15 protein-coding genes are annotated in these 19,647 nt (G+C 61.0%); 14 read left to right on the forward strand and 1 reads right to left on the reverse strand.

Annotated features, from left to right (window positions below; genetic code table 11):
• The first annotated feature begins 14 nt into the window (after positions 1–14).
• The 3 genes from MMB48_RS01780 to rsmD all read left to right on the forward strand — a co-directional run bounded on the left by MMB48_RS01780 (position 15) and on the right by rsmD (position 4,506).
• Positions 15–1,901, forward strand: coding sequence for a hypothetical protein (locus tag MMB48_RS01780; RefSeq protein ID WP_050496276.1), 1,887 nt, complete (start codon positions 15–17; stop codon positions 1,899–1,901).
• A gap of 28 nt (positions 1,902–1,929) precedes the next feature.
• The gene (locus tag MMB48_RS01785; RefSeq protein ID WP_032744600.1) at positions 1,930–3,672 is read left to right on the forward strand and encodes a dicarboxylate/amino acid:cation symporter; all 1,743 of its coding nucleotides are present in this window, start codon (positions 1,930–1,932) and stop codon (positions 3,670–3,672) included.
• A 222-nt stretch (positions 3,673–3,894) separates the two neighbouring features.
• Positions 3,895–4,506 carry a 16S rRNA (guanine(966)-N(2))-methyltransferase RsmD gene (gene rsmD, locus MMB48_RS01790; protein ID WP_032744601.1) on the forward strand — a complete coding sequence of 204 codons (612 nt, stop codon included), beginning with the start codon at positions 3,895–3,897 and terminating at the stop codon, positions 4,504–4,506.
• 23 nt (positions 4,507–4,529) lie between these two features.
• Here rsmD and trmD read toward each other — a convergent pair whose 3' ends face one another.
• Positions 4,530–5,345, reverse strand: coding sequence for a tRNA (guanosine(37)-N1)-methyltransferase TrmD (trmD, locus tag MMB48_RS01795; RefSeq protein WP_012576781.1), 816 nt, complete (start codon positions 5,343–5,345; stop codon positions 4,530–4,532).
• A gap of 73 nt (positions 5,346–5,418) precedes the next feature.
• On the opposite strand from trmD, the gene MMB48_RS01800 reads away from it, so the two are divergent.
• The 11 genes from MMB48_RS01800 (at position 5,419) to MMB48_RS01850 (ending at position 19,552) form a co-directional block, all read left to right on the forward strand.
• Positions 5,419–7,065 carry a peptidase U32 family protein gene (locus MMB48_RS01800; RefSeq protein WP_032744603.1) on the forward strand — a complete coding sequence of 549 codons (1,647 nt, stop codon included), beginning with the start codon at positions 5,419–5,421 and terminating at the stop codon, positions 7,063–7,065.
• A 100-nt stretch (positions 7,066–7,165) separates the two neighbouring features.
• Positions 7,166–8,146, forward strand: coding sequence for a polyphenol oxidase family protein (locus tag MMB48_RS01805; protein ID WP_032744604.1), 981 nt, complete (start codon positions 7,166–7,168; stop codon positions 8,144–8,146).
• Positions 8,147–8,225: 79 nt separating this feature from the next.
• The gene (locus MMB48_RS01810; protein WP_032744605.1) at positions 8,226–9,101 is read left to right on the forward strand and encodes an IspD/TarI family cytidylyltransferase; all 876 of its coding nucleotides are present in this window, start codon (positions 8,226–8,228) and stop codon (positions 9,099–9,101) included.
• Between the two features lie 9 nt (positions 9,102–9,110).
• Complete coding sequence (locus tag MMB48_RS01815) at positions 9,111–9,788, forward strand: pyroglutamyl-peptidase I (protein ID WP_032744606.1); 678 nt, start codon at positions 9,111–9,113, stop codon at positions 9,786–9,788.
• Positions 9,789–9,935: 147 nt separating this feature from the next.
• Positions 9,936–11,495 (forward strand): cell division protein, encoded by a 1,560-nt coding sequence (locus tag MMB48_RS01820; RefSeq protein WP_012576786.1) that lies wholly within the window; start codon positions 9,936–9,938, stop codon positions 11,493–11,495.
• Between the two features lie 114 nt (positions 11,496–11,609).
• Complete coding sequence (locus MMB48_RS01825) at positions 11,610–12,953, forward strand: C1 family peptidase (protein WP_032744607.1); 1,344 nt, start codon at positions 11,610–11,612, stop codon at positions 12,951–12,953.
• 171 nt (positions 12,954–13,124) lie between these two features.
• Positions 13,125–14,258, forward strand: a complete 1,134-nt coding sequence (locus tag MMB48_RS01830; RefSeq protein ID WP_032744608.1) for a 3-deoxy-7-phosphoheptulonate synthase — start codon at positions 13,125–13,127, stop codon at positions 14,256–14,258.
• 128 nt (positions 14,259–14,386) lie between these two features.
• Positions 14,387–15,619 carry a 3-deoxy-7-phosphoheptulonate synthase gene (locus MMB48_RS01835; RefSeq protein ID WP_032744610.1) on the forward strand — a complete coding sequence of 411 codons (1,233 nt, stop codon included), beginning with the start codon at positions 14,387–14,389 and terminating at the stop codon, positions 15,617–15,619.
• A 120-nt stretch (positions 15,620–15,739) separates the two neighbouring features.
• Positions 15,740–16,453: a 5'-methylthioadenosine/S-adenosylhomocysteine nucleosidase gene (gene mtnN / locus MMB48_RS01840; RefSeq protein ID WP_080714842.1), complete on the forward strand. Its 714-nt coding sequence runs from the start codon at positions 15,740–15,742 to the stop codon at positions 16,451–16,453.
• Positions 16,454–16,710: 257 nt separating this feature from the next.
• Complete coding sequence (locus tag MMB48_RS01845) at positions 16,711–18,024, forward strand: MFS transporter (RefSeq protein WP_014484564.1); 1,314 nt, start codon at positions 16,711–16,713, stop codon at positions 18,022–18,024.
• A gap of 148 nt (positions 18,025–18,172) precedes the next feature.
• Complete coding sequence (locus MMB48_RS01850; protein ID WP_032744611.1) at positions 18,173–19,552, forward strand: sensor histidine kinase; 1,380 nt, start codon at positions 18,173–18,175, stop codon at positions 19,550–19,552.
• The last annotated feature ends 95 nt before the right edge of the window (positions 19,553–19,647 follow it).

Here is a 19,647-nt window from a genome sequence, read left to right on the forward strand (position 1 = left end):
AGGAGGGAACAATAATGAACAACATCGCAAACGAGAACGGCGCTAAACGGGGCCGCTGGGCAGGCAAGGCCATTGCCTGGGTGGCAGCCGCAACGCTCGGCCTGACCGGACTGGCGTTGCCGTCCAGCGCCAATGCTGTCGAGGCGGGCAACGGTACTGCTGTCAATGGCGCAAACCAGGAGGATACGCCGTTTGACTACTATTCGGATGTGACCAATCTACCGGTCGGCCATGTGTTTGAGAACATCACGCTGGAACGTTTGGAGGATATCCTCAAGAACGGATCGGGCAATTACGCCATCCTGATTGGTGGCACGTGGGACGCCAACGTGACCAAGGCATTACCGGTGATCAACAAGGTGGCACAGGCCAAGGGCATCACCAAGGTGTATAACTTCGATCCGCATCTGGATAACGCCGGTGACTCCACGCTGGTGAACATCAACGACAAGAACAACAAGGTCGCGTCGTTCGCCAAGCGTTTCCAGCAGACCGTCGATGATTTCGGCCTGAAGGACATCCAAAGCAAAGACGCCTCTCAGGTGGTGGATCTGCCTACGTTGTTCACCTACAACAAGGATGCTTCTGGAGACAAAGTACTGAGCGTTGCCGCCGGTGCCGACAGCGTTGCCAATGAAGCTACGGTGGGCACTGCGTTGTCTGCGATTGCCAACAACGCTGCCGTGCGTACGAATGGTGATTTTTATGTTGACTATTATCTGACCCATAATTCGCAGGGACAGGCGAGCGTGTTCAAATCCGGCGAACAGAAGGATGTCAAATTGGTTTCCGTCACTTATGGCGAGCTTGAGAAGATCCTCCAGTCTGAAGGCAACCACTATATCTTCTTTGGTGCCACATGGTGCGGCAATACGTACGCGACCATTCGTTATGTGAATCAGGAGGCCTCCAAGTATGGCGTTGACCACGTCTACACCTTCGACACCATTCTTGATAATACTTCCGGCAAGAATTCACCGTTCCATATTCGTGATAACTACAGCAAGAGTGCTACGGGAGATCATCCGCTGGCCGATTTGTATACGCACCTTGTGAACACCTATCTGCCGAACCTTGTCACTGAAGATGGCAGCCACGGTGTGATTGACTCGACCGGAACTGGTGCAACCCGTCTGCAGGTGCCGTTGCTGTTGCATTACAACAGGGACAATACAGCACAACTTGCAGGTACCGATCAGCCGGCCGGTCCGATTACTGACGAAGTGGTGGATTATCATGGCGCGAGGAACAACGTGGACACTAAGCCTCAGCCCACGGCCCGTGAATACATGCTTGCTTGGGCAGGCACGACTTACGACGACAGCCAAATCATTCCTGGCGGTTACTCCATTACAGGTGACGATCTGAACGCCGCCCACAACTTCGGCCGTACCGTGACCAATGATCGTGACGCCTACATCGCCCAGCTCGACCACTTCTACTCGCTGACCAGCCTGCGCGGCACCATTGGTGCCGCCAAGAGCGTGCCGCTGGACGGCTACGCCCAGGCCAACGTCGATGCGTTCAACACCGCCATCGCCAACGCGCAGAAGACGGTCTCCAACAAGACGGCCACCATTGATGCCACGGACGGTGCCATTACGGCCATCGCCAACGCGCAGAAGGGTCTGGCTGGCGGCAACACCGGCAACAACGGGAACACCGGGAACAACACCAACAATGGTGCCAACAAGGGCACCAATACTGGTAAAACCAACACCACTGGTACCAAGAACGGCGCATCCAAGAACGCTGCTGGTGTCAAGTCCCTGTCGAACACCGGTTCCGCCATCGTCCCGGCCACCGTGGCCACGCTGGTATTGCTGCTGGTCGGCGTGACGGGTGCAGCCGCTCGCCGCCGCGTGTATGCCCGGCATGCTTCAGGTTCTGCCAAGCACTGAGCACGGCATCGAATTCAAGGATTGATTTATGGGAGTGCTGTCTAACATCGATCCCACCGCAGTGACGGTCTGGGTGGCAACCATCGTGTTGTTTGCCCTGATCGCCCTGCTGCGTGCGGTATTCAAACTCAATTTCAGCGTACTGACCATCCTTGCGTTGATGCTGGGCATCGCGCTGAGTCTGGCGTTCAACGGGAATGTCGATTCACTGAATCTACTGGGAAACATCTACATCAATCTCATTACCGCCTTGGTGGCACCGCTGATTTTCGTGTCCATCATTTCCAGCATCACGTATGTGGGCAGCCTGCATAGACTGCGCAGCATCGGATTGCGCTCGGTCGGTTGGCTGTTGCTCACCAATCTCATCGCCATCGTGCTGACCTTGTCAGTGGCGATCCCGCTGCACATCGGTTCCGGCGTTACGCTGGTCAATGACAAGTCCACGGCCGGCTTCCTGACCTCGCAGACTGCGCCGTTCGATCAGGTGGTGCTCAACTTCTTCCCGAAGAACATCATCGGTGACTTGTCCGGTAACCGCGTGGTGCCGATTATCATCACTGCATCGGTATTGGCAATTGCGATTGTGTCGGTCAGCAAGCAGAAGAGTGTGGATGTTATCACGAGGTTCTTCGAGCAGACCAAGGACGTGATTTACAAAGCAGTCGGTTACGTAGTGGAACTGACGCCGTACGCGGTGGTGGTGCTTGGCGCTACCTCCACTGCTGCAACCACCTCCAAAGCCGATGCGTTGCTTTCGTTGCTCGGCATACTGCTGTTGGGCTTTGCACTGAACCTTGTTCAGGCGTTCCTGGTGAATGGCGCGCTGGTGAAACTGGTGGCCAAGGTACCGGCGCTGACGTTCTTCAAAGCCGTGTTGCCTGCGCAGACCACTGCATTCACTACACAATCCAGTGTTGCCACGCTGCCGTTGAGCATTCGCCAGATCGGCACCATCGGTGTAGGGGCTGACATCGCGAACTTCACCACGCCCATTGGCACCACCATTGGTATGCCGGGATGTGCCGGCGTGTGGCCGATGCTGTCCGCCGTGTTCACCATCAACGCTCTTGGACTCGATTACGGACCAGGGGAGTATGTGGCGCTTGCCGTGATCGGATTGTTTGCTTCGATCGGTACGGCAGGCGTGCCGGGAACCGCCATCGTCACCGCTACTACGGTGTTTACCGCCGTTGGCTTGCCGGTGCAACTGCTGGTGCCATTGGTGCCGGTGAGCAATATCGTCGGCATGCCCAGCACCATGGCCAATGTGTCTGCGGCCGTTACTTGTGCCACGATTGTGGCTCGGCAGACCGGCGAGCTGGATGACGATGTGTTGGCTGGTGCGCGAGCCCGTGCCCACTCCCGTTCCCGTGCCCGTTCGCGTTCCGCCACGGCACCGGCAGGAGTGCCGGTTGGTCTAGCTGGTGTGGCTGCAGCTGCGTCGACTGCCGGAGCTGGGGCGGTGAGACCTTCAGCGGCAGATGCAGCGATCGGCAAAGTCAGGGGCGGCAGGCATCGCGCGGATACGGTGTCTCAGCCGGTGCTTGCTCCGGTCGCGACGCCAGTGGCTTCGGCTTCCGGAGCTTCTGTAGTCGCTTCATCGGGTGTTCCTTCGCTTTCTGCGCCGGTTGCGTCCCCGCTGGCTCATCCGCTTGCCGGAGGTGTGTCCTCAATTCCGCGTGCGTCGTTGTTGCACCTTGGCTCGGACGGTGATGATCGTCCCGTGCCGGTCGGCGCATGCGGCGTGGCAAGCACCGTTGCAGCATAAGTGCCGCATAAGTATGGAGTAAGGAAGGTGATGCTATAGCACAGACCAGCGCAGACATACATCGACATTGACATAAAAGGCGGCCTGCATTAGATCATTGCGCAGGCCGCCCAGAGCATCCGAGCAAGGGGCACTCGAAGTGCACTATATCATTGGTGCGCTTCGAGCACCCCATTGTTGTTCATGATTGGTATGCGTAGATGAGCCTGTACAGTGAAAGCTATGCGTGTAATTTCTGGACGATTCAAGGGCGTGGCGCTTGCTACGCCGAAAACGGGTACCCGGCCTACCACGGATCGCACCAAAGAGGCGATTTTCTCGCACCTCGACTCATGGGGAGTGCTGGATGACGCCCGCGTACTGGACCTGTTCGCCGGTACTGGTGCGTTGGGCATCGAAGCGCTGAGCCGTGGCGCGCGAGAACTCGTGGCCGTGGAAAGTTCCCGGCCTGCGGCGGCGCTGATTACCAAGACCTTGTCGCAGTTACAGAAGAATCGTTCGTGGGATGCTTCGCTCAAGGCCCGTGTGCTGGTCAAAAAAACCGAGCAAGTGGCTGGCGGCTTTGGTGAATCCTTTGACGTGATATTCATTGATCCGCCCTACGCCTATGAGACCGCTGAATGCAATCAGTTGTTGGCCAATCTGGCGGTGGGCAGCGCCACCAACGAGAACACCGTGATTATGCTCGAACGCTCGGTACGCTCCAACACCCCCACCGCCCCCGAAGGCTGGCAAATCACTGAAAGCCGCAACTACGGCGAAACCGCCGTCTTCTACATCGAATCCGCGGATGACGACTCGGATATAGAGCGTTCCGACGATTCCGCCGCGTAGTGAATCTCCCACCGTGTGGTGAATTAATCGGCGAGCCGGCGCGGATGGGCGGCGGAGACCTCCCAGCCCAAGGCCATCAGGGTCTTGCGGTCGGCCTTATCCAGCGCCTTGCAATCCAGTGCCGCGATAAGGTCTGGCCGAATCTCGGCGGTGCGGGCCAGCGCTTCGTCGCGGCGAAAACGGTCCACCTTGCCGTGGTCGCCGGACAACAGCACGTCCGGCACCGCAATACCACGCCACACGGCGGGCTTGGTGTACTGGCGATGTTCAAGCAGTGCGCCCTCGCCGGTATAGGACTCCTCCACGATCGAATCGGGATTGCCCATGAACCCGGGCATCAGGCGGGTGATGGCCTCAAGCATCACCGATACCGCTACTTCGCCACCGTTCAGCACATAGTCGCCAATCGAATATTCGCGTACATCGACGCCCTGGGAGCGGTAGTAGTCCGGGATGCGCGCATCGTAGCCCTCATACCGGCCGCAGCCGAACAGCAGATGGTCGGCATGGCTGAGCTCGGTGGCGTCGCGCTGGGTAAACAACGGGGCCGATGGGTTCGGGAAGATGAGCACCGGTGTGCCGGATGGGGCGGAGGAGTCAGACGGCCGCGAGAATCCCAGCAGTTCGTCCAGGCATTCGCTCCACACTTCGGGCTTCATCACCATGCCGGCACCGCCGCCGACTGGCGTGTCATCCACCGAATGATGCACATCGTGGGTCCAGTCGCGCAGGTTATGCGCCTTGATCTCCAACAATCCCTTGGCCTGGGCTTTGCCCATCAGGCTGAGGTTCATCACCTCAAAGTATTCGGGGAACACGCTCACGATATCGATCTTCATGTTATCCAGCCTAACGGTAGCCCCGCCCGCATTACACGGCCACCACTACACTATTGCGGTGATGAATACGACGATGAGAATCCCCACCCGCAAAAAGCCCGAAGTGTTGTCCCCGGCCGGCAACCTGAGGGGTCTGAAAACCGCGGTCGATTATGGTGCCGACGCCGTCTACTGCGGCGGCAAAGCCTTCGGCATGCGATCGGCTCCCAAAAACCTTAGCCTTGAGGATTTCGAGGAAGGATCGCGCTACGCCCATGAACGCGGCGCTCGCGTGTACGTGACCTGCAACGTGCTGCCGCGCAACAACGAGATCGAAGCCATGCGCGAGTACGTCGGCCAGCTCAAAGACACCGGCGTGGACGCGCTGATCGTCTCCGATATTGGCGTGATGATGATGGCCCGTCAGGTGGCTCCGAATCTGGAACTGCACGTCTCCACCCAGGCCGGCGTGACTAATTATCAGGCTGCGAACGCCTTCTACGAGCTTGGTGCTCGCCGTGTGGTGTTGGCCCGCGAGATGGACTTGCAGGCCGTGCGTGATATTCGCGCCAACATTCCCGATGACCTCGACATCGAATGCTTCGTCCACGGTGCTATGTGCATGGCCTTCTCCGGCCGCTGCCTGTTCTCCAACTATCTGACCGGCCGCGATGGCAATCACGGCGAATGCGCCCAGCCATGCCGCTGGAAGTATTCGATCGTGGAAGAGAAGCGCCCCGGCCAGTACTTCCCGATCGAGCAGACCGAGAACGGCGCCTATCTGTTCAATTCGCAGGACATGAATATGCTGGGGCACTTGGATGATTTGATTGACTCCGGTGCCACCAGCCTCAAAATCGAAGGCCGCGCGAAAAGCGCCTACTATATCGCCGCCATGACCAACGCCTACAAAACCGCGGTTAATGAATACATGATTCAACGCGGTTTTGAAGACGCTGATGGCAATGTTTTGAAGCCTTTCCATGACCGTGTGATTCGCCCGGGCGACCCCGATTTTGGCCAAGGAACCGAAGATCAAGTGATGCGCAATGCTGATGCCGCGTTCGCCGGTGTGGCCGATGAGGGATATGACCGTGGCTCTGATACTGCGGTTGCCGATTCGGTCACCGGCTCGGTTGCCGCAGAACGTGACCGCGTGACGGTTGCTGATGCCGTCGACTCAACTGCCTCTGGTACGCCGGCCGGCACCGCCGTCGAACCCGACGGCATGAGCTCTCACGCCCGTTCCACGCGCCGCAAGTCCAACACCGCGGTCGAACAGATTGAGACCGATTGGAAACATGCGGCCGTTCGCCCGGCCCCACACGTCGAACTGCCCGAATGGCTGCTCGAGGAAACCGACAAGGTGGCCCACCGCGACTACTCCACCGGCTTCTATTACCCGGAGCACAAGGTCACACAGAACACCGACCGCTCCGCCTACTTCCGCTCATGGCTGGTAGTGGGCGAAGTGCTGAGCTGGAGCGCGGACGAAGACGGACGTGTCACGCTGATGAGCCGTAACAAGATTGAGCCCGGTCAACAGGTCGAATTCCTGCTGCCTGGCGAGAGACCATTGGTCTTTACCGTGCCGGAAACCGGCCTGCGCGATGCCGATGGCGCGCCAGTACCCGCCATCAATAATCCGGCGCACGTGTTCTCGATGCCCTGCCCGCACCAGGTGCCCATCAACGCCGCCATCCGCTCGCGCACCAAAAAGCCCACCCTCAAAGCCGAATAACCTACCACTCCGCCCCCGCTGACTGGGGTGGTCAGCCGTAGGCTGACTGGGGTGGTCATGGGAATCATGAACACCGCCCGCACCCAAGAAAGAATGCCTTATGCCTGAATACAGCGAAGAAATCCTCGATTCCAACAGCATCAGCTCTACCGATAAAGCCGGTCGCCCTATTCCGGTGACCATCCCCATCGCACTGGCCCCCGGCATCAAGGTGGTGTACACCACGCGACTGGGCGGCCTGAGCGCCGGCGATTACGGCAACCTGAACCTCGGCGGCAAGTCCGGCGACGAACCTGAGGCCGTGCTGTCGAACCGCATCGCACTCGCCGAAGCGGTGCAAGCCCGCCTATCGCTGGTCTCCCAAGTACATTCCGGCGTGGCTGTGGACGTGGACGACTCGTTCGTCATCAACACCCCCTTCGGCTTCGACGTGTCCGGCACACACGGTGAGACTGACACTCCGCGCGTCATCGAGGCGGACGGCCAGGTCACCGCACAATCCGGCATCGCCCTGGGCATGTTCGCGGCCGACTGCCTGCCGGTGCTGCTGGGCGACCCGGTCACCGGTATCATTGGTGCGGCCCACTGCGGCCGTCGTGGTTTGGAGCGTGGTGTGATCGGCGCCACGGTAGACCTGATGAAGAGCAAGGGTGCCGACCCGGCGAACATCGTCGCCACACTCGGCCCGCGCATCTGTGGCGACTGCTATGAAGTGGGCGACGAGATCGCCGATCGGTTCATCAAGCGCTTCCCGCTGACCAAGACGAAGACCCGCTTCGGTGGTGCCGGCATCGACATCGCCGAGGCGGCAATGATCGACCTCGCTTTCGCCGGCGTACATCAGGTGGTCGATTCTATGCCGCGCGTGCACGCCGCCACCCAGTACCTTGAGGAAGACCCGGAACTCGCCGAACTGTGCCGCACGGACGGCGAAGGCCCGGCCGAGCTCGCGGAGCGCATCGACAACATCAGCCACAGCATGTGCACGCTCGAAAACCCACTGTGGTACTCGCACCGCCGCGCCGCGCTCGCCAACAAAACACACGAAGGCCGCCTCCTCGCCCTCATCGTGCGTGACTAAACGGAGAATGCGAGCACATTCCGTGGAGAAGATGTGATGCAGTTCACGGACGGCCAGCCCTCACCCTACGGTGGTGCCTATGACTGAGAGAGATTTCGATACCCCCGTCGAGACGCCTACCGTCCAGCCGGCCCCCGCTCAGGGCACCAAACCGGCACAAACCGTGCCGGTGGTAGCCGTAGTGCTGGCCGCCGGCTTCGGTACGCGCTTCGACCCCGATAATCCCAAGCAGCTTGTCTCCGTGGGCGGCAAGCCCATCGTGTGCTGGAGCATTGATGCCTTTGAACATTGCGATCGCGTCAGCGACATCGTGGTGGTGGTCAATCCCAAGGTGCGCGGTGAAGTGGAAACGTTGGTTGGCGAGATGGGCTACACCAAGGTCCGCGTCATCATTGACGGCGGTGACGAACGTGTGGACAGTACCGCCGCCGCGCTCGACATGCTGGCTACGGCTGGCATTCCGGACGATGCCAAGATTCTGATCCATGACGCCGTCCGTCCGTTCGTGGAACAGTCCGCCATCGACGGTTCGATTGATGCGCTCGACCAGTTCACGGCCGCGACCGTGGCCTACGCCTCAACCGACACCGTGCTGTTGACCGAGGATCTGGGCGATTTGAAAGTGGTCAAGTCGGTGCCGGACCGCCCGAACACCTTCCGCGCGCAGACCCCGCAATCCTTCCGCTTCGCGACGATTCGTCACGCTTACGATTTGGCTGCCGCCGACCCGGACTTCCATCCCACCGACGACACGCGCGTAGTGGTCGATTATCTGCCTGATGAACCCGTCGCCATTGTCTCCGGTGCGGAAACCAACCTGAAGATCACCACGTTGGAAGATATTCCCACAGCTGAGCGTATCGCCGAGGAGATTCTCGGTCGTGATCCCAAGGAAGAGGCTCGCGCCCGCATGCACGCCCTGCTGGCCCAAGCGGCCGGCCAGATGCATCGCTAGACTGGCATTATGCGTGAACTCAATGTTGTGATCTCCGGCTTCGACCACTATGACGGCGTGGAGGTCAATCCCGCCGTCGAAGTGCCCAAGGCCATCGCCGAGCAGGGACTGGGCGTCTCCTCTGCTCCGGACGATCCGTTGGAGCAGATCGCCGTCACCGTTCATGCCGTCAGCATCCCGGTGAGCTTCGCCAAAGCCTGGCCCACGCTGAAAGAGACTATTGAGGCCACCAAGCCCAATATCGTCATCGCCACCGGGCTCAAGCACGCAGCCCGAGGCGTGATGCTTGAACGATGCGCCACCAACCTGATGGACGCGATCAGGCCGGACGCGGACAACGTGACCCCACGCCGCGAACCCATCGACCCCAATGGCCCGGCCGCCTATTGGACCCGCCTGCCGTTGCGCTCGATCCTGAATGATTTCACGGACGATTCGATTCCGGCCACCCTGAGTTCGGACGCAGGTACGTTCGTATGTAATTCGCTGTTCTACAACTTGCTCAACTGGACCGCCACCCAGGAGCGGGTGCTGGGCGGATTCGTCAGCTTCCCTCCGGTCGTTCCGGCGCATTCCAGCCAGCATGGTCTACCACTCGACCAGCAGACCGCCGCTGGCCGTGATGTGGTGCGCGAAGCCGTACGCTACTATCTCAAGCCCTCCAGCTCCGGCATCCTCATCGCCTAGCACGCTGTGCGCCACGCCGGAATAGAACATGGTTCGCACGCATTGTAACGATTGCGCGTCGCTCAACGCTCAGCGCTAGTGCGATGCGCTACAGTGCTTCAAGGATGTGCCAAGAGCTTTATGCGTGTGCGAAAGGAATAAACAGCGATGGTGGATCGTTTCCCGGTGGTGCTGCGAGGATATGACAAGGAGAAGGTCGATGCTGCCTTCGACGCTACTCAGGAGAGTGTGAAGCGTGCGCAGCAGACGTTGGCCAGCATGCGTGAGCAGATTGCGGCGGATGACGACCGTATTCTGCAGCTGCAGGCCCAACTTCAGGAAGAGAAGAACAAGAAGCCGGAAGGCAACAGCTTCGCTTCCTTGGGAGCGAACGCCCAGCAGATGCTTGCCTCCGCCGAACAGACGAGTACCGAACTGCTGGAACGCGCCAAGCAGGACGCGTCCTCCATCCGTACCACGGCTCAGGCGCAGGCCGAAACACTGATCAACAATGCCAAGCTGGATGCCCAGCATATTGTTGACGACGCCAATGCCAAGGCCGCCTCGATTCTGACGAACGCCAACAATCAGGCCGAATCAGTGACCACCTCCGCCAACGAGGACGCCGCACAACTGCGCTCCGAAACCGCCAAGACCATCACCGAACAGCGTCAGACCGTCGAGCTTGAGCTCAGCAACGCGCGCGAAGAGCACACCAAGAAGATGGCTTCCGAGCGCTCCACTCAAGAGCGCGAAATCGCCGACATGAAGGCGGAAGCGACCCAGCAGGTTGCCGCAATGCGCAAAAGCGCCAATGAGGAGATCACCAAGCTTAAGTCTGATTCCAACGATCAGATTGAGGCGGCGCTCGCCGAGGCCAACAAGAAGCTCGCCGACGTGCGCGAGCAAGTGTCCAAGATGATGACCGAAGCCCAGCGCAAGGCCAGCGAAATCATTGATGCGGCCAAGACCAAGGGTCAGGAAATCACTGATGAGGCCGAGGTCAAGCGCACCAGCACGATGAGCCAGGTCAACGCCGAGGTCGAGCAGATCCGTCACGACATCGCCGCTCAGCAGGATGAGGCCACGAAGAAGGTCAACGAACTGCTGCAGCACCTCGAAGAGCGTCGCGTGGCGGCCAAGCGGGAAGCCGATGAGTTGGTCGGCCAGGCCAAGAACACTCGCGACCAAGCCGATTCATATGCCGCGTCCAAGCGCGAGGAGGCGGACATCCAGGCCGCCGCAATCGTGCATAAGGCGGGCGAGGAAGCCGATGCGCAGATCGAGGAGCGTCGCGCCGCCGCCCAAAGCGAGCTTGACGGTCTGTCCAAGCGCATCGCCGATCTGCAGGAACGCGAGTCCGTCATCACCCAGCGTGTTTCGGAACTGCGTTCTATGTTCTCGCAGGCGTTCTCCGGATTTGCTTTCGGTGGTAATGCGGCGGCCTCTGGTCAGAGTCAGGAAGCCGCTGCCGTGGCGTCATTGCCGGTGGTCGCGCCCGTCCCGGAAGTCAAGCCTGTGCACAACGAGGCCGATGATCAGCCGGGTGAGTTGAGCGGAAACGAGTCGGCTGCCGACGATCACAATGAGACAGATGCGGCACCGGCTGATTCGGCTGCGCAGAATGAGCAGTCCGAATCGTCTGAGCCGTCCGAGCACCAGACACAGGGCGAACCGGAGGCCCCGACTCAGGAGAATACAGCCGTATCTGAGCAGAACGGCGAATGACAGGCCTTCGATTAGACTACTAGCGGTAAGAATTACGGCACCTGCGCTTTCGAGCCAGGTGCCGTATTCGTTTGGATCTGCGCCGCAAGCGCACCATCACAGAAGGAGTATGACATGAGTGAATTGACGCCTCTGACCGGCGAAGCATTGAATACCCTGCGCGGCGATTTCGCACAGAGTGGCACCAACCGTCTGGCCATGAACGCGGTGACCGCCGCCGGCATCGACAAGGTGGCTCGCAATTATGACCGCGCTCGTCTGATGCAGCGCCGTTTCTCCACCATCGTTGACAATGGCGAAGCCACCCATCAGGATCGCTCCGGCCGCTGCTGGCTGTTCAGCTCCCTGAACGTGGCCCGTTTCGTGGCCAAGAAGAACATGAACTTGAAGGAGTTCGAGTTCTCCCAGAACTACGCGATGTACTACGACAAGCTGGAGCGCGTCAACTACTTCCTTAAGGATGTGGCCGCTCTGGTGGCTGCCGGGGAGCCGTCCGACTCCCGCCTGATGCAGCACCTGCTCGCCGACGTGATGGGCGATGGCGGCCAGTGGACCATGGCCATGAACGTGTACAAGAAGTACGGCGCTGTGCCCAAGGACCTGTTCCCGGAGACCGAATCCTCCAAGAACACCGGTGAGATGAACACCCAGCTGCGCCACATGCTGCACACCGCCGTGGCGCACATGTACGCCGCTGACGGCGATGCCTCCAAGGTCGAGGCGATTATTGCCGACGCCACTGCTGCCGGCCACCGTATTCTGACCATCCACCTGGGCGAGCCGCCGGTCTCCTTCGACTGGGAATGGACCGACAAGGATGGCGAATTCCACCGCGACGGCGAGATTACGCCGGTTGAGTTCTGGAAGAAGTACGTGGGTCCGGCTGGTCTTGAGGACTACGTGTGCCTGGTGGATGATCCGCGCACCGAGCACGCCAAGGGCAAGAAGATCGGCATCGAGCACCTCGGCAATGTGGCTGGCGGCGACGCCACCGAGTACCTCAACGTGCCAAACCAGTTCATGAAGGACTGTGTCAAGCAGATTCTCGTTGAGCAGGGCATCCCGGTATGGTTCGGTGCCGACTGCCACCCGTTCATGGACCGTGAGAACGGCGCTTGGGCCACCGACCTGTTCGAGTACGGCCGCGTGTACGACGTGGACTTCGATTTGGACAAGGAAGCCCGCGTGCGCTTCGGTGACTCCGCCATGAACCACGCCATGGCTTTCGCCGGCGTTGACGTGGCCGACGACGGCACCACCCGCCGCTGGCGAGTGGAGAACTCTTGGGGCACCAAGATCGCCGACAAGGGCTACTTCACCATGTCCGACGACTGGTTCACCGAATACGTCTACGAGGTCGCCGTCCCCAAGGCCATGCTTCCCGAAGAGTACCGCAAGGCCTTGGAATCCCCGGCCACCATGCTCCCCGCATGGGATCCGATGGGCGCGCTCGCATAAGAGGGCGTATGGGCTTGACGGGTGGGTGCCGCCCGTCAAGCCCGGTGCCGCCGTGGACGGTCCATAATCGCCGGTCCCGCCAGCGGTGCCGGCGGCGAACTGCTATAGTGGGGCCTTCGCATCCACGGCGGCATGCCCGCGGTGCGCGGATTACGGGAAAGGAGTCGAGCATTGGCAGCGTTACGTGGCCCGGATAGTTCCGAGGATGAACGTCGGTTGGGGGAGCAGGCCGTCTTTCCCGAGACCGTCGACGTCAATATCCGCCAGCTCGACCCGATTCCCGCGCCGCGCGCCTTTCTCAAGGAGCAGCCGCTCACCGATGAGATGAGCGAGTTGGTGCTCCATTCACGCCAGGAGATCCGCGACGTGCTCAATGGCCGTGACGATCGATTGCTCGTCATCGTGGGTCCGTGCTCGATCCATGATCCGAAGGCCGCGCACGAATACGCCGAGAAACTGGCCGCCGTCAAGCGTGAGCTTGAAGACCGTCTCGTGATCGTGATGCGCGTGTATTTCGAGAAGCCGCGCACCACGATCGGCTGGAAGGGGTTGATCAACGACCCCGATCTGGACGGTCGCTTCAATATCCGCAAGGGCATGTGGCTGGCGCGCAAGGTGCTCACCGATGTGCTGAGCCTTGGCCTGCCCGCCGCCACCGAATGGCTTGACCCCATCACCCCGCAGTACATCTGCGACGCGATCAGCTGGGGCGCCATCGGCGCGCGCAACACCGAATCCCAGGTGCACCGCGAGCTGGCCAGCGGCCTGTCCATGCCGGTGGGCTTCAAGAACTCCACCGACGGCTCCGTCAAGGCCGCCGCCGACTCCTGCTACGCCTCCGGTTTCGAACATCATTTCCTGTCCATCAACTTGGACGGTCGCGTGATTTCCGCCGAAACCAAAGGCAACCCGGATTGCCATCTGGTGCTGCGCGGCTCCGGCCACGGCCCGAACTACGATGCCGAATCCGTGCGCCGGGCTTTGGGAGATCTCAAGGCCTCGCAGGCGACGGGGCCGAGCCGGCACGGGCTCGTCATCGACGCCGCCCACGGCAATTGCGGCAAGGACGAGCGCCGCGAAGCCGAAGTCATCGAAGAGATAGCCGAGCGTCTGGCGCATGGCGAGCAGGGCATCACCGGCGTGATGATGGAGAGCTTCCTGGTGGGCGGCCATCAGAAGCCGGCCCCGCTCGACCAGCTGGTCTACGGCCAGTCCGTCACCGATGCCTGCGTGCCGTGGGATCGCACCAACGAACTGTTGCACACCCTGGCCGGCGCCGTCACCGCTCGCCGCTCGGCTAAATAGCTTTGTCTTTGTAGAAATGCTCACTGAGACCCACTCAGTGAGCATTCTTTGCCAATAACGGTGGTCATGTCAGTTTGTTCCCGTGACACCTTATCCTTGGGAAAGATACTGACCCAAGGAGAGATGTTATGCAGCAGCAGGAGGAAGCAGCGCATTCGCTGCGTCCGTTGCAAGTCGGTCCGCAGCCGTTGAACACCCCGGAAGAGCTTCGCGCCATTCGTCAGGCGATGGGGGAGGGGAAGAATCCGCTCGTCGTCACCGATGTGCCTCGTTGGGAGGATCAGGTGGGTGTCAGTCGCATCATCAACCGCCGCGTATTGGAGTTGGAGCCGCTGCCCACGCCCGCGCAAGTGCTCGCTGAGCTCCCGCTGACCGATCAGGCTCAGGAAATCGTCGCCTACTCGCGTGATGAGATTCGCGCGTGCCTGTACGGCCAAGATGACAGGTTGTTGGTCATCGTCGGCCCCTGTTCGGTTCATGACCCGAAGGCCGCGCTGGACTACGCGCATCGATTGGCCAAGCTGAAAGACGAGCTCGGCGAGCAGCTGCTCATCGTCATGCGCGTGTACTTCGAGAAGCCGCGCACCACCATCGGCTGGAAGGGCCTGATCAACGACCCGGATATTGATGGCAGCCACAATATCCGCAAGGGCCTGTTGCTTGCCCGCAAAACCTTGCTTGGTGTGCTGAAGGAAGGATTGGCGGCCGCCACGGAATTCCTGGAGCCCACCAGTCCGCAGTTCATCTCGGATGCGGTGAGTTGGGGCGCCATTGGTGCGCGCAACACGGAAAGCCAGATTCACCGCCAATTGGCCAGCGGGCTTTCCATGCCGGTCGGCTTTAAGAACGCCACCGACGGTTCGGTGAAGGCGGCGGTCAACGGTTGCTTCGCCGCTGCCCAGCAGCACACGTTCTTCGGCATTGACCATCTGGGGCGTGCCTGCGCAGTCGAGACCCTTGGCAACCCGGACTGCCATGTGGTGTTGCGCGGCTCGATTCACGGCCCGAACTACGATGCCGAATCCGTGGCCAAAGCCATGGAAGACGTACGCGCCGAAATGCCCGCTGAATCCGCCGCCTCGCATGGTCTGATTGTTGATTGCTCGCACGGTAACTCCGGCAAGGACGAACATCGTCAGGCCGAAGTCGTGCGCAATATTGCCAGCAGAATTGCAGCTGGCGAACAGGGCATCACCGGCATCATGATGGAAAGCTTTATTGAAGGAGGCAATCAGAAGGCCGCGCCGCTTGATCAGCTGGTCTATGGCAAGTCGATTACTGACAAGTGCATCAGCTGGGAAGAAACCGAGGCCTTGCTGCGCGAGCTTGCGGAAGCCGTGGCCACGCGGCGTTGGCACTGAGTTGCGTCATCGGCTCTCTCGCAGGAGCAATGCAACGAAACGTCTCTACCCCTCAGCCTGCCATTCGGCGGCCACCTCCCCTGACATGGGAGTCGAAAGCGTTGTGAAAGGAACTTACGTATGGGTATGAAAACTGTAGCTATTATTGGCGCATTGGATGAGGAAGTGGCGCTGATCGCCAAATCGCTCACGCATGTGACGCACACCGCCAAGGGCAGCCTTGACATCGTGTCCGGCACGGTCGACTCCTTTGGTTCTGACGTCATCAAGGTTGCCGCAACGGTAGGCGGCATGGGACTGGTCAATGCGGCCGCCACCACGCAGCTGCTGATTGACGAGTTCGCCCCGGACGCCGTGATTTTCAGCGGCATCGCCGGCAACCTCAACACCCACCTGCACATCAACGACGTGGTGCTCGGCGGCACCCTGCGCTACCTCGACACTGACATGCGGCTCGTAGGCCAGTGGAAGCCCGGCACTGCGGACGCTCCGGTGGAGGAATTCCACTCTGATGACCGTCTGCTGGAAGTTGCCGACGAGGCGCTTGCCAATGCGGGCATTACCCACATCACCGGCATCATCGCCTCCGGCAACTACTTCGTGGACACGCCCCAAAAGGTCGAGGAGGTCATCCGACTCACCGGGGCTGACGCCGTGGAGATGGAAGGAGCCGCCGTGGCACAGGTCGCCGCCCGCAATGACGTGCCGGCACTGGTGATTCGTGCCCTTTCCGACAACGCCGACACTGATTACGAGGTATTCAAGAAGTTCGACATCTCCGACTACGCCGATACCGCCGCCCGTCTGGCCGTCGACATCGTCAAGCGCCTGTAATCGGCGGGCTGGCCCATCTCACCATCCACGCTTTGGATATGATGACCACTATATGAGCGCTTTCAAACTATTGCTTATAACCTGAGTCATACTCGGTGTTCGGCACGGCGATGTGCGGGAGCTCATCGCTGGGGCCACAAGCCGTGCCAGTCCTTCTCCCGTATCCCGGTCGCTGTGCTTGATTCGTCCGTCATCGCGAACACGTGATGCGCACGCCGCACCGGGGTTTATCCGCAAGAGGAGAAAGAAGAAGGACAATGTCTGCAAGCGCATCCGCGACTGTGGCCAAACCGGTGAAGAAGGATTCCGTTCCCGAGATCATCGCCGCCTCGATGGTGGGCACCGCCATCGAATTCTACGACAACTACTGCTATTCCATCGCCGCCGCCAGCTATTTCGGCGCGATTTTCTTCACGGACGTCGCCAAGTCCAACCAGGCCCTGGCCACGCTGATGGCTTTCGTGACCTTCGCCGTATCGTTCCTCGCCCGCCCGTTCGGTTCCATGTTGTTCGGCCACTTCGGCGACAAGCTCGGCCGCAAGAAGACGCTGGTCATCGCCCTGATGACCATGGGCATCGCCACCTTCCTGGTCGGATGCCTGCCCGGCTATGAGCAGATCGGCGCATGGTCCATCGTGATCCTGTGCATCTGCCGCGCCTGCCAGGGCGTGGGGCTCGCCGGTGAATGGTCCGGCGCGGCCTTGGTCGCCACCGAGAACGCCCCGGCCGACAAGCGCGCCCTGTATGGCTCCTTCCCGAACCTGGGCGCCCCGATCGGCTTCTTCTGCGCCTATGGTCTGAACCTGGTGCTTGAGGCCAACCTGAGCCAGGAGCAGATGCTCGCCTTCGGCTGGCGCATCCCCTTCCTGTGCTCCGCCGTGCTGGTGGCCATCGGCCTGTACGTGCGTGCCCGCATGTCCGAGACCCCGGTGTTCAAGAAGGCCTCCGAGGAGAAGCGCACCTCCAAGCACCCGCTGCGTGACCTGCTGCCGTACTGGAAGGAGGTCCTGCTCGGCACCGTGGCCATGGGCATCACCTACACCCTGTTCTACGTGCTCGGCACCTGGTCGTTGGCCTACGGCGTCAAGGGCCTGAAGTTCACCCAAAGCGAGTACCTGCTTATGCAGATGTGCTCCGTGGTGTTCTTCGCCATCTTCATCGTGGTCTCGTGCGTGTATGCCGACAAGGTGGGTCGCAAGAAGGTCATGATCACCGTGACCGCCGCCGCCTTGGTGTTCAGCTTCTTCGTGCCGATACTGCTGGTGCACTCCGTCTCCCACATCATGATCTTCCTGTGCGTCGGCTTCGTGATCATGGGCGGCCTGTTCGGCCCCTGCGGCGCGTACCTGCCCGAGCTGTTCCCGGTGCACGTGCGCTACTCCGGCGCCGGCCTGAGCTACAACCTCGCCGCTATCTTCGGCGGCGCGTTCGCCCCGACCATCGCCCAGGCGCTGGTCTCCTCCGAGTTCGGCGTGGCCGGCGTGGGCTGGTACATGGCCATCATGGCCGCGCTCGCCCTGCTCGCCTTGTTCCTGATCAAGGAAAGCAAGGACAAGGACTACGAGCTCTGATCCCCGCTCGTCCGCGGCGGTCCGCGACAAGGAGCATCACCCGGCAAGGGTGGTGCTCCTTTCGTATGCCGGCCGATAAGATGAACAGTAGGCGAACTTACGTAGTCTATGCAGGGCACTACGCCTCGGGCGTTTTACTCTGGGAGTCATGGATATCTCGCAGATCGTCGTGACCGTGGTGCTCGCCGTGCTGGCGTTGGCATGGGTCGCCGTCATCGCCTACAACAAGGGCCGTGTTTCGGGTCGCCTTGCCGCCGAACAGGACCTGTCCGGCGATGAGGACGCGCGTTCCCTGTTCGGCGTCGATGTGCCCGTGCGCCCCACCGAGCGGCGTCTGATCGAAGCGCTGCCCGAAGCCCTGATCGTCACCGATCGCAATGGTCTGGTCCAATACGCAAGCCCTGGTTCGGAGCCGTTCGCCCTGGTGTCCGGGGGGCGGCTCAATTCGCGTGAGATCGAGGACATTCTCACCCAGGTCGCCAACGATGGCGGTGTGCGCGAGCGCGAGGTCCGGCTGCCGGTCAACCACGGCGCCTATCCATCCTCGAACGGCCGCGGGCTTGAGGCCGGTCAGTCGCGCCCGTCCAACACGATGTACCTGCGTGTGCGCATCGGCGACATCGGCGACGACCTGTATGCCATCTTCATCAACGACATGTCCGAACAGCGTCGTTTCGAGGCCGTCCGCCGCGACTTCGTGACCAACGTCTCGCATGAACTCAAGACTCCGGCCGGCGCGATCTCGCTGCTCGCCGAAACCGTGACCGACGCGGCCGACGATCCGGACGCCGTGCGGTACTTCTCCGGCCGCATCTCCAAGGAATCCGCGCGCCTGACCGAGCTGGTGCATCATCTCATCGACCTGCAGAGGGCCCAGAGCCCACAGGGCATGATCAACGCGCGGCGCATCTGCGCGCTGGATGTGGCCCGTGCCGCCATCGCCGACAATCAGGTCAAAGCCGACTCGCGCCATGTGGACATCTGCCTGAGCGTCAACGGCAAGCCGGTGCCGACCAGGCTTGCGGACGATGCCGTGGCCCCGCAGGTGGCGGTGCCCATGATCAAGGCCGATCGGGAGGCGATGCAGACCGCGGTCAAGAACCTCGTCGAAAACGCCATCCACTATTCGCCCGAGCACACCACGGTGGCCGTCGGCGTGGCGGAGCGTGACGGCAAGGTCACCATCCGTGTGGTCGATCAGGGCATCGGCATCCCCGCCAAGTCGCTGGACCGTATTTTCGAACGGTTCTACCGGGTCGATCCGGCCCGTTCCCGTGAAACCGGAGGGTCGGGACTTGGTCTGGCCATCACCAAGCACTGCGTTCAGGAGAACGGCGGACGCATTTCGGTATGGTCGCGCAAGGGGGAGGGCTCCACGTTCACCATCGAACTGCCGGCCGCCGCGGATGAGGATGATGAATCAGCGCAGGACGGGGACGGTGCGGACACGCCGAGCGCGGCGGTGACGGACGGTGCGCCGGATGGCGGCCATGGCGGCACGCCGAACGGCTCGGCGGCGCGGGAGTAGCGCCGGCGGCGCCGATGCGGCGTCGGACGATCGCATGGCGGGCTGGTTTCGCCCGTGGCGTGTAGCCTCATTGAGCAATTACGTACTTTCGGGAA

This window comes from Bifidobacterium sp. FKU (genome assembly GCF_026016385.1).
GTDB lineage: Bacteria > Actinomycetota > Actinomycetes > Actinomycetales > Bifidobacteriaceae > Bifidobacterium > Bifidobacterium infantis.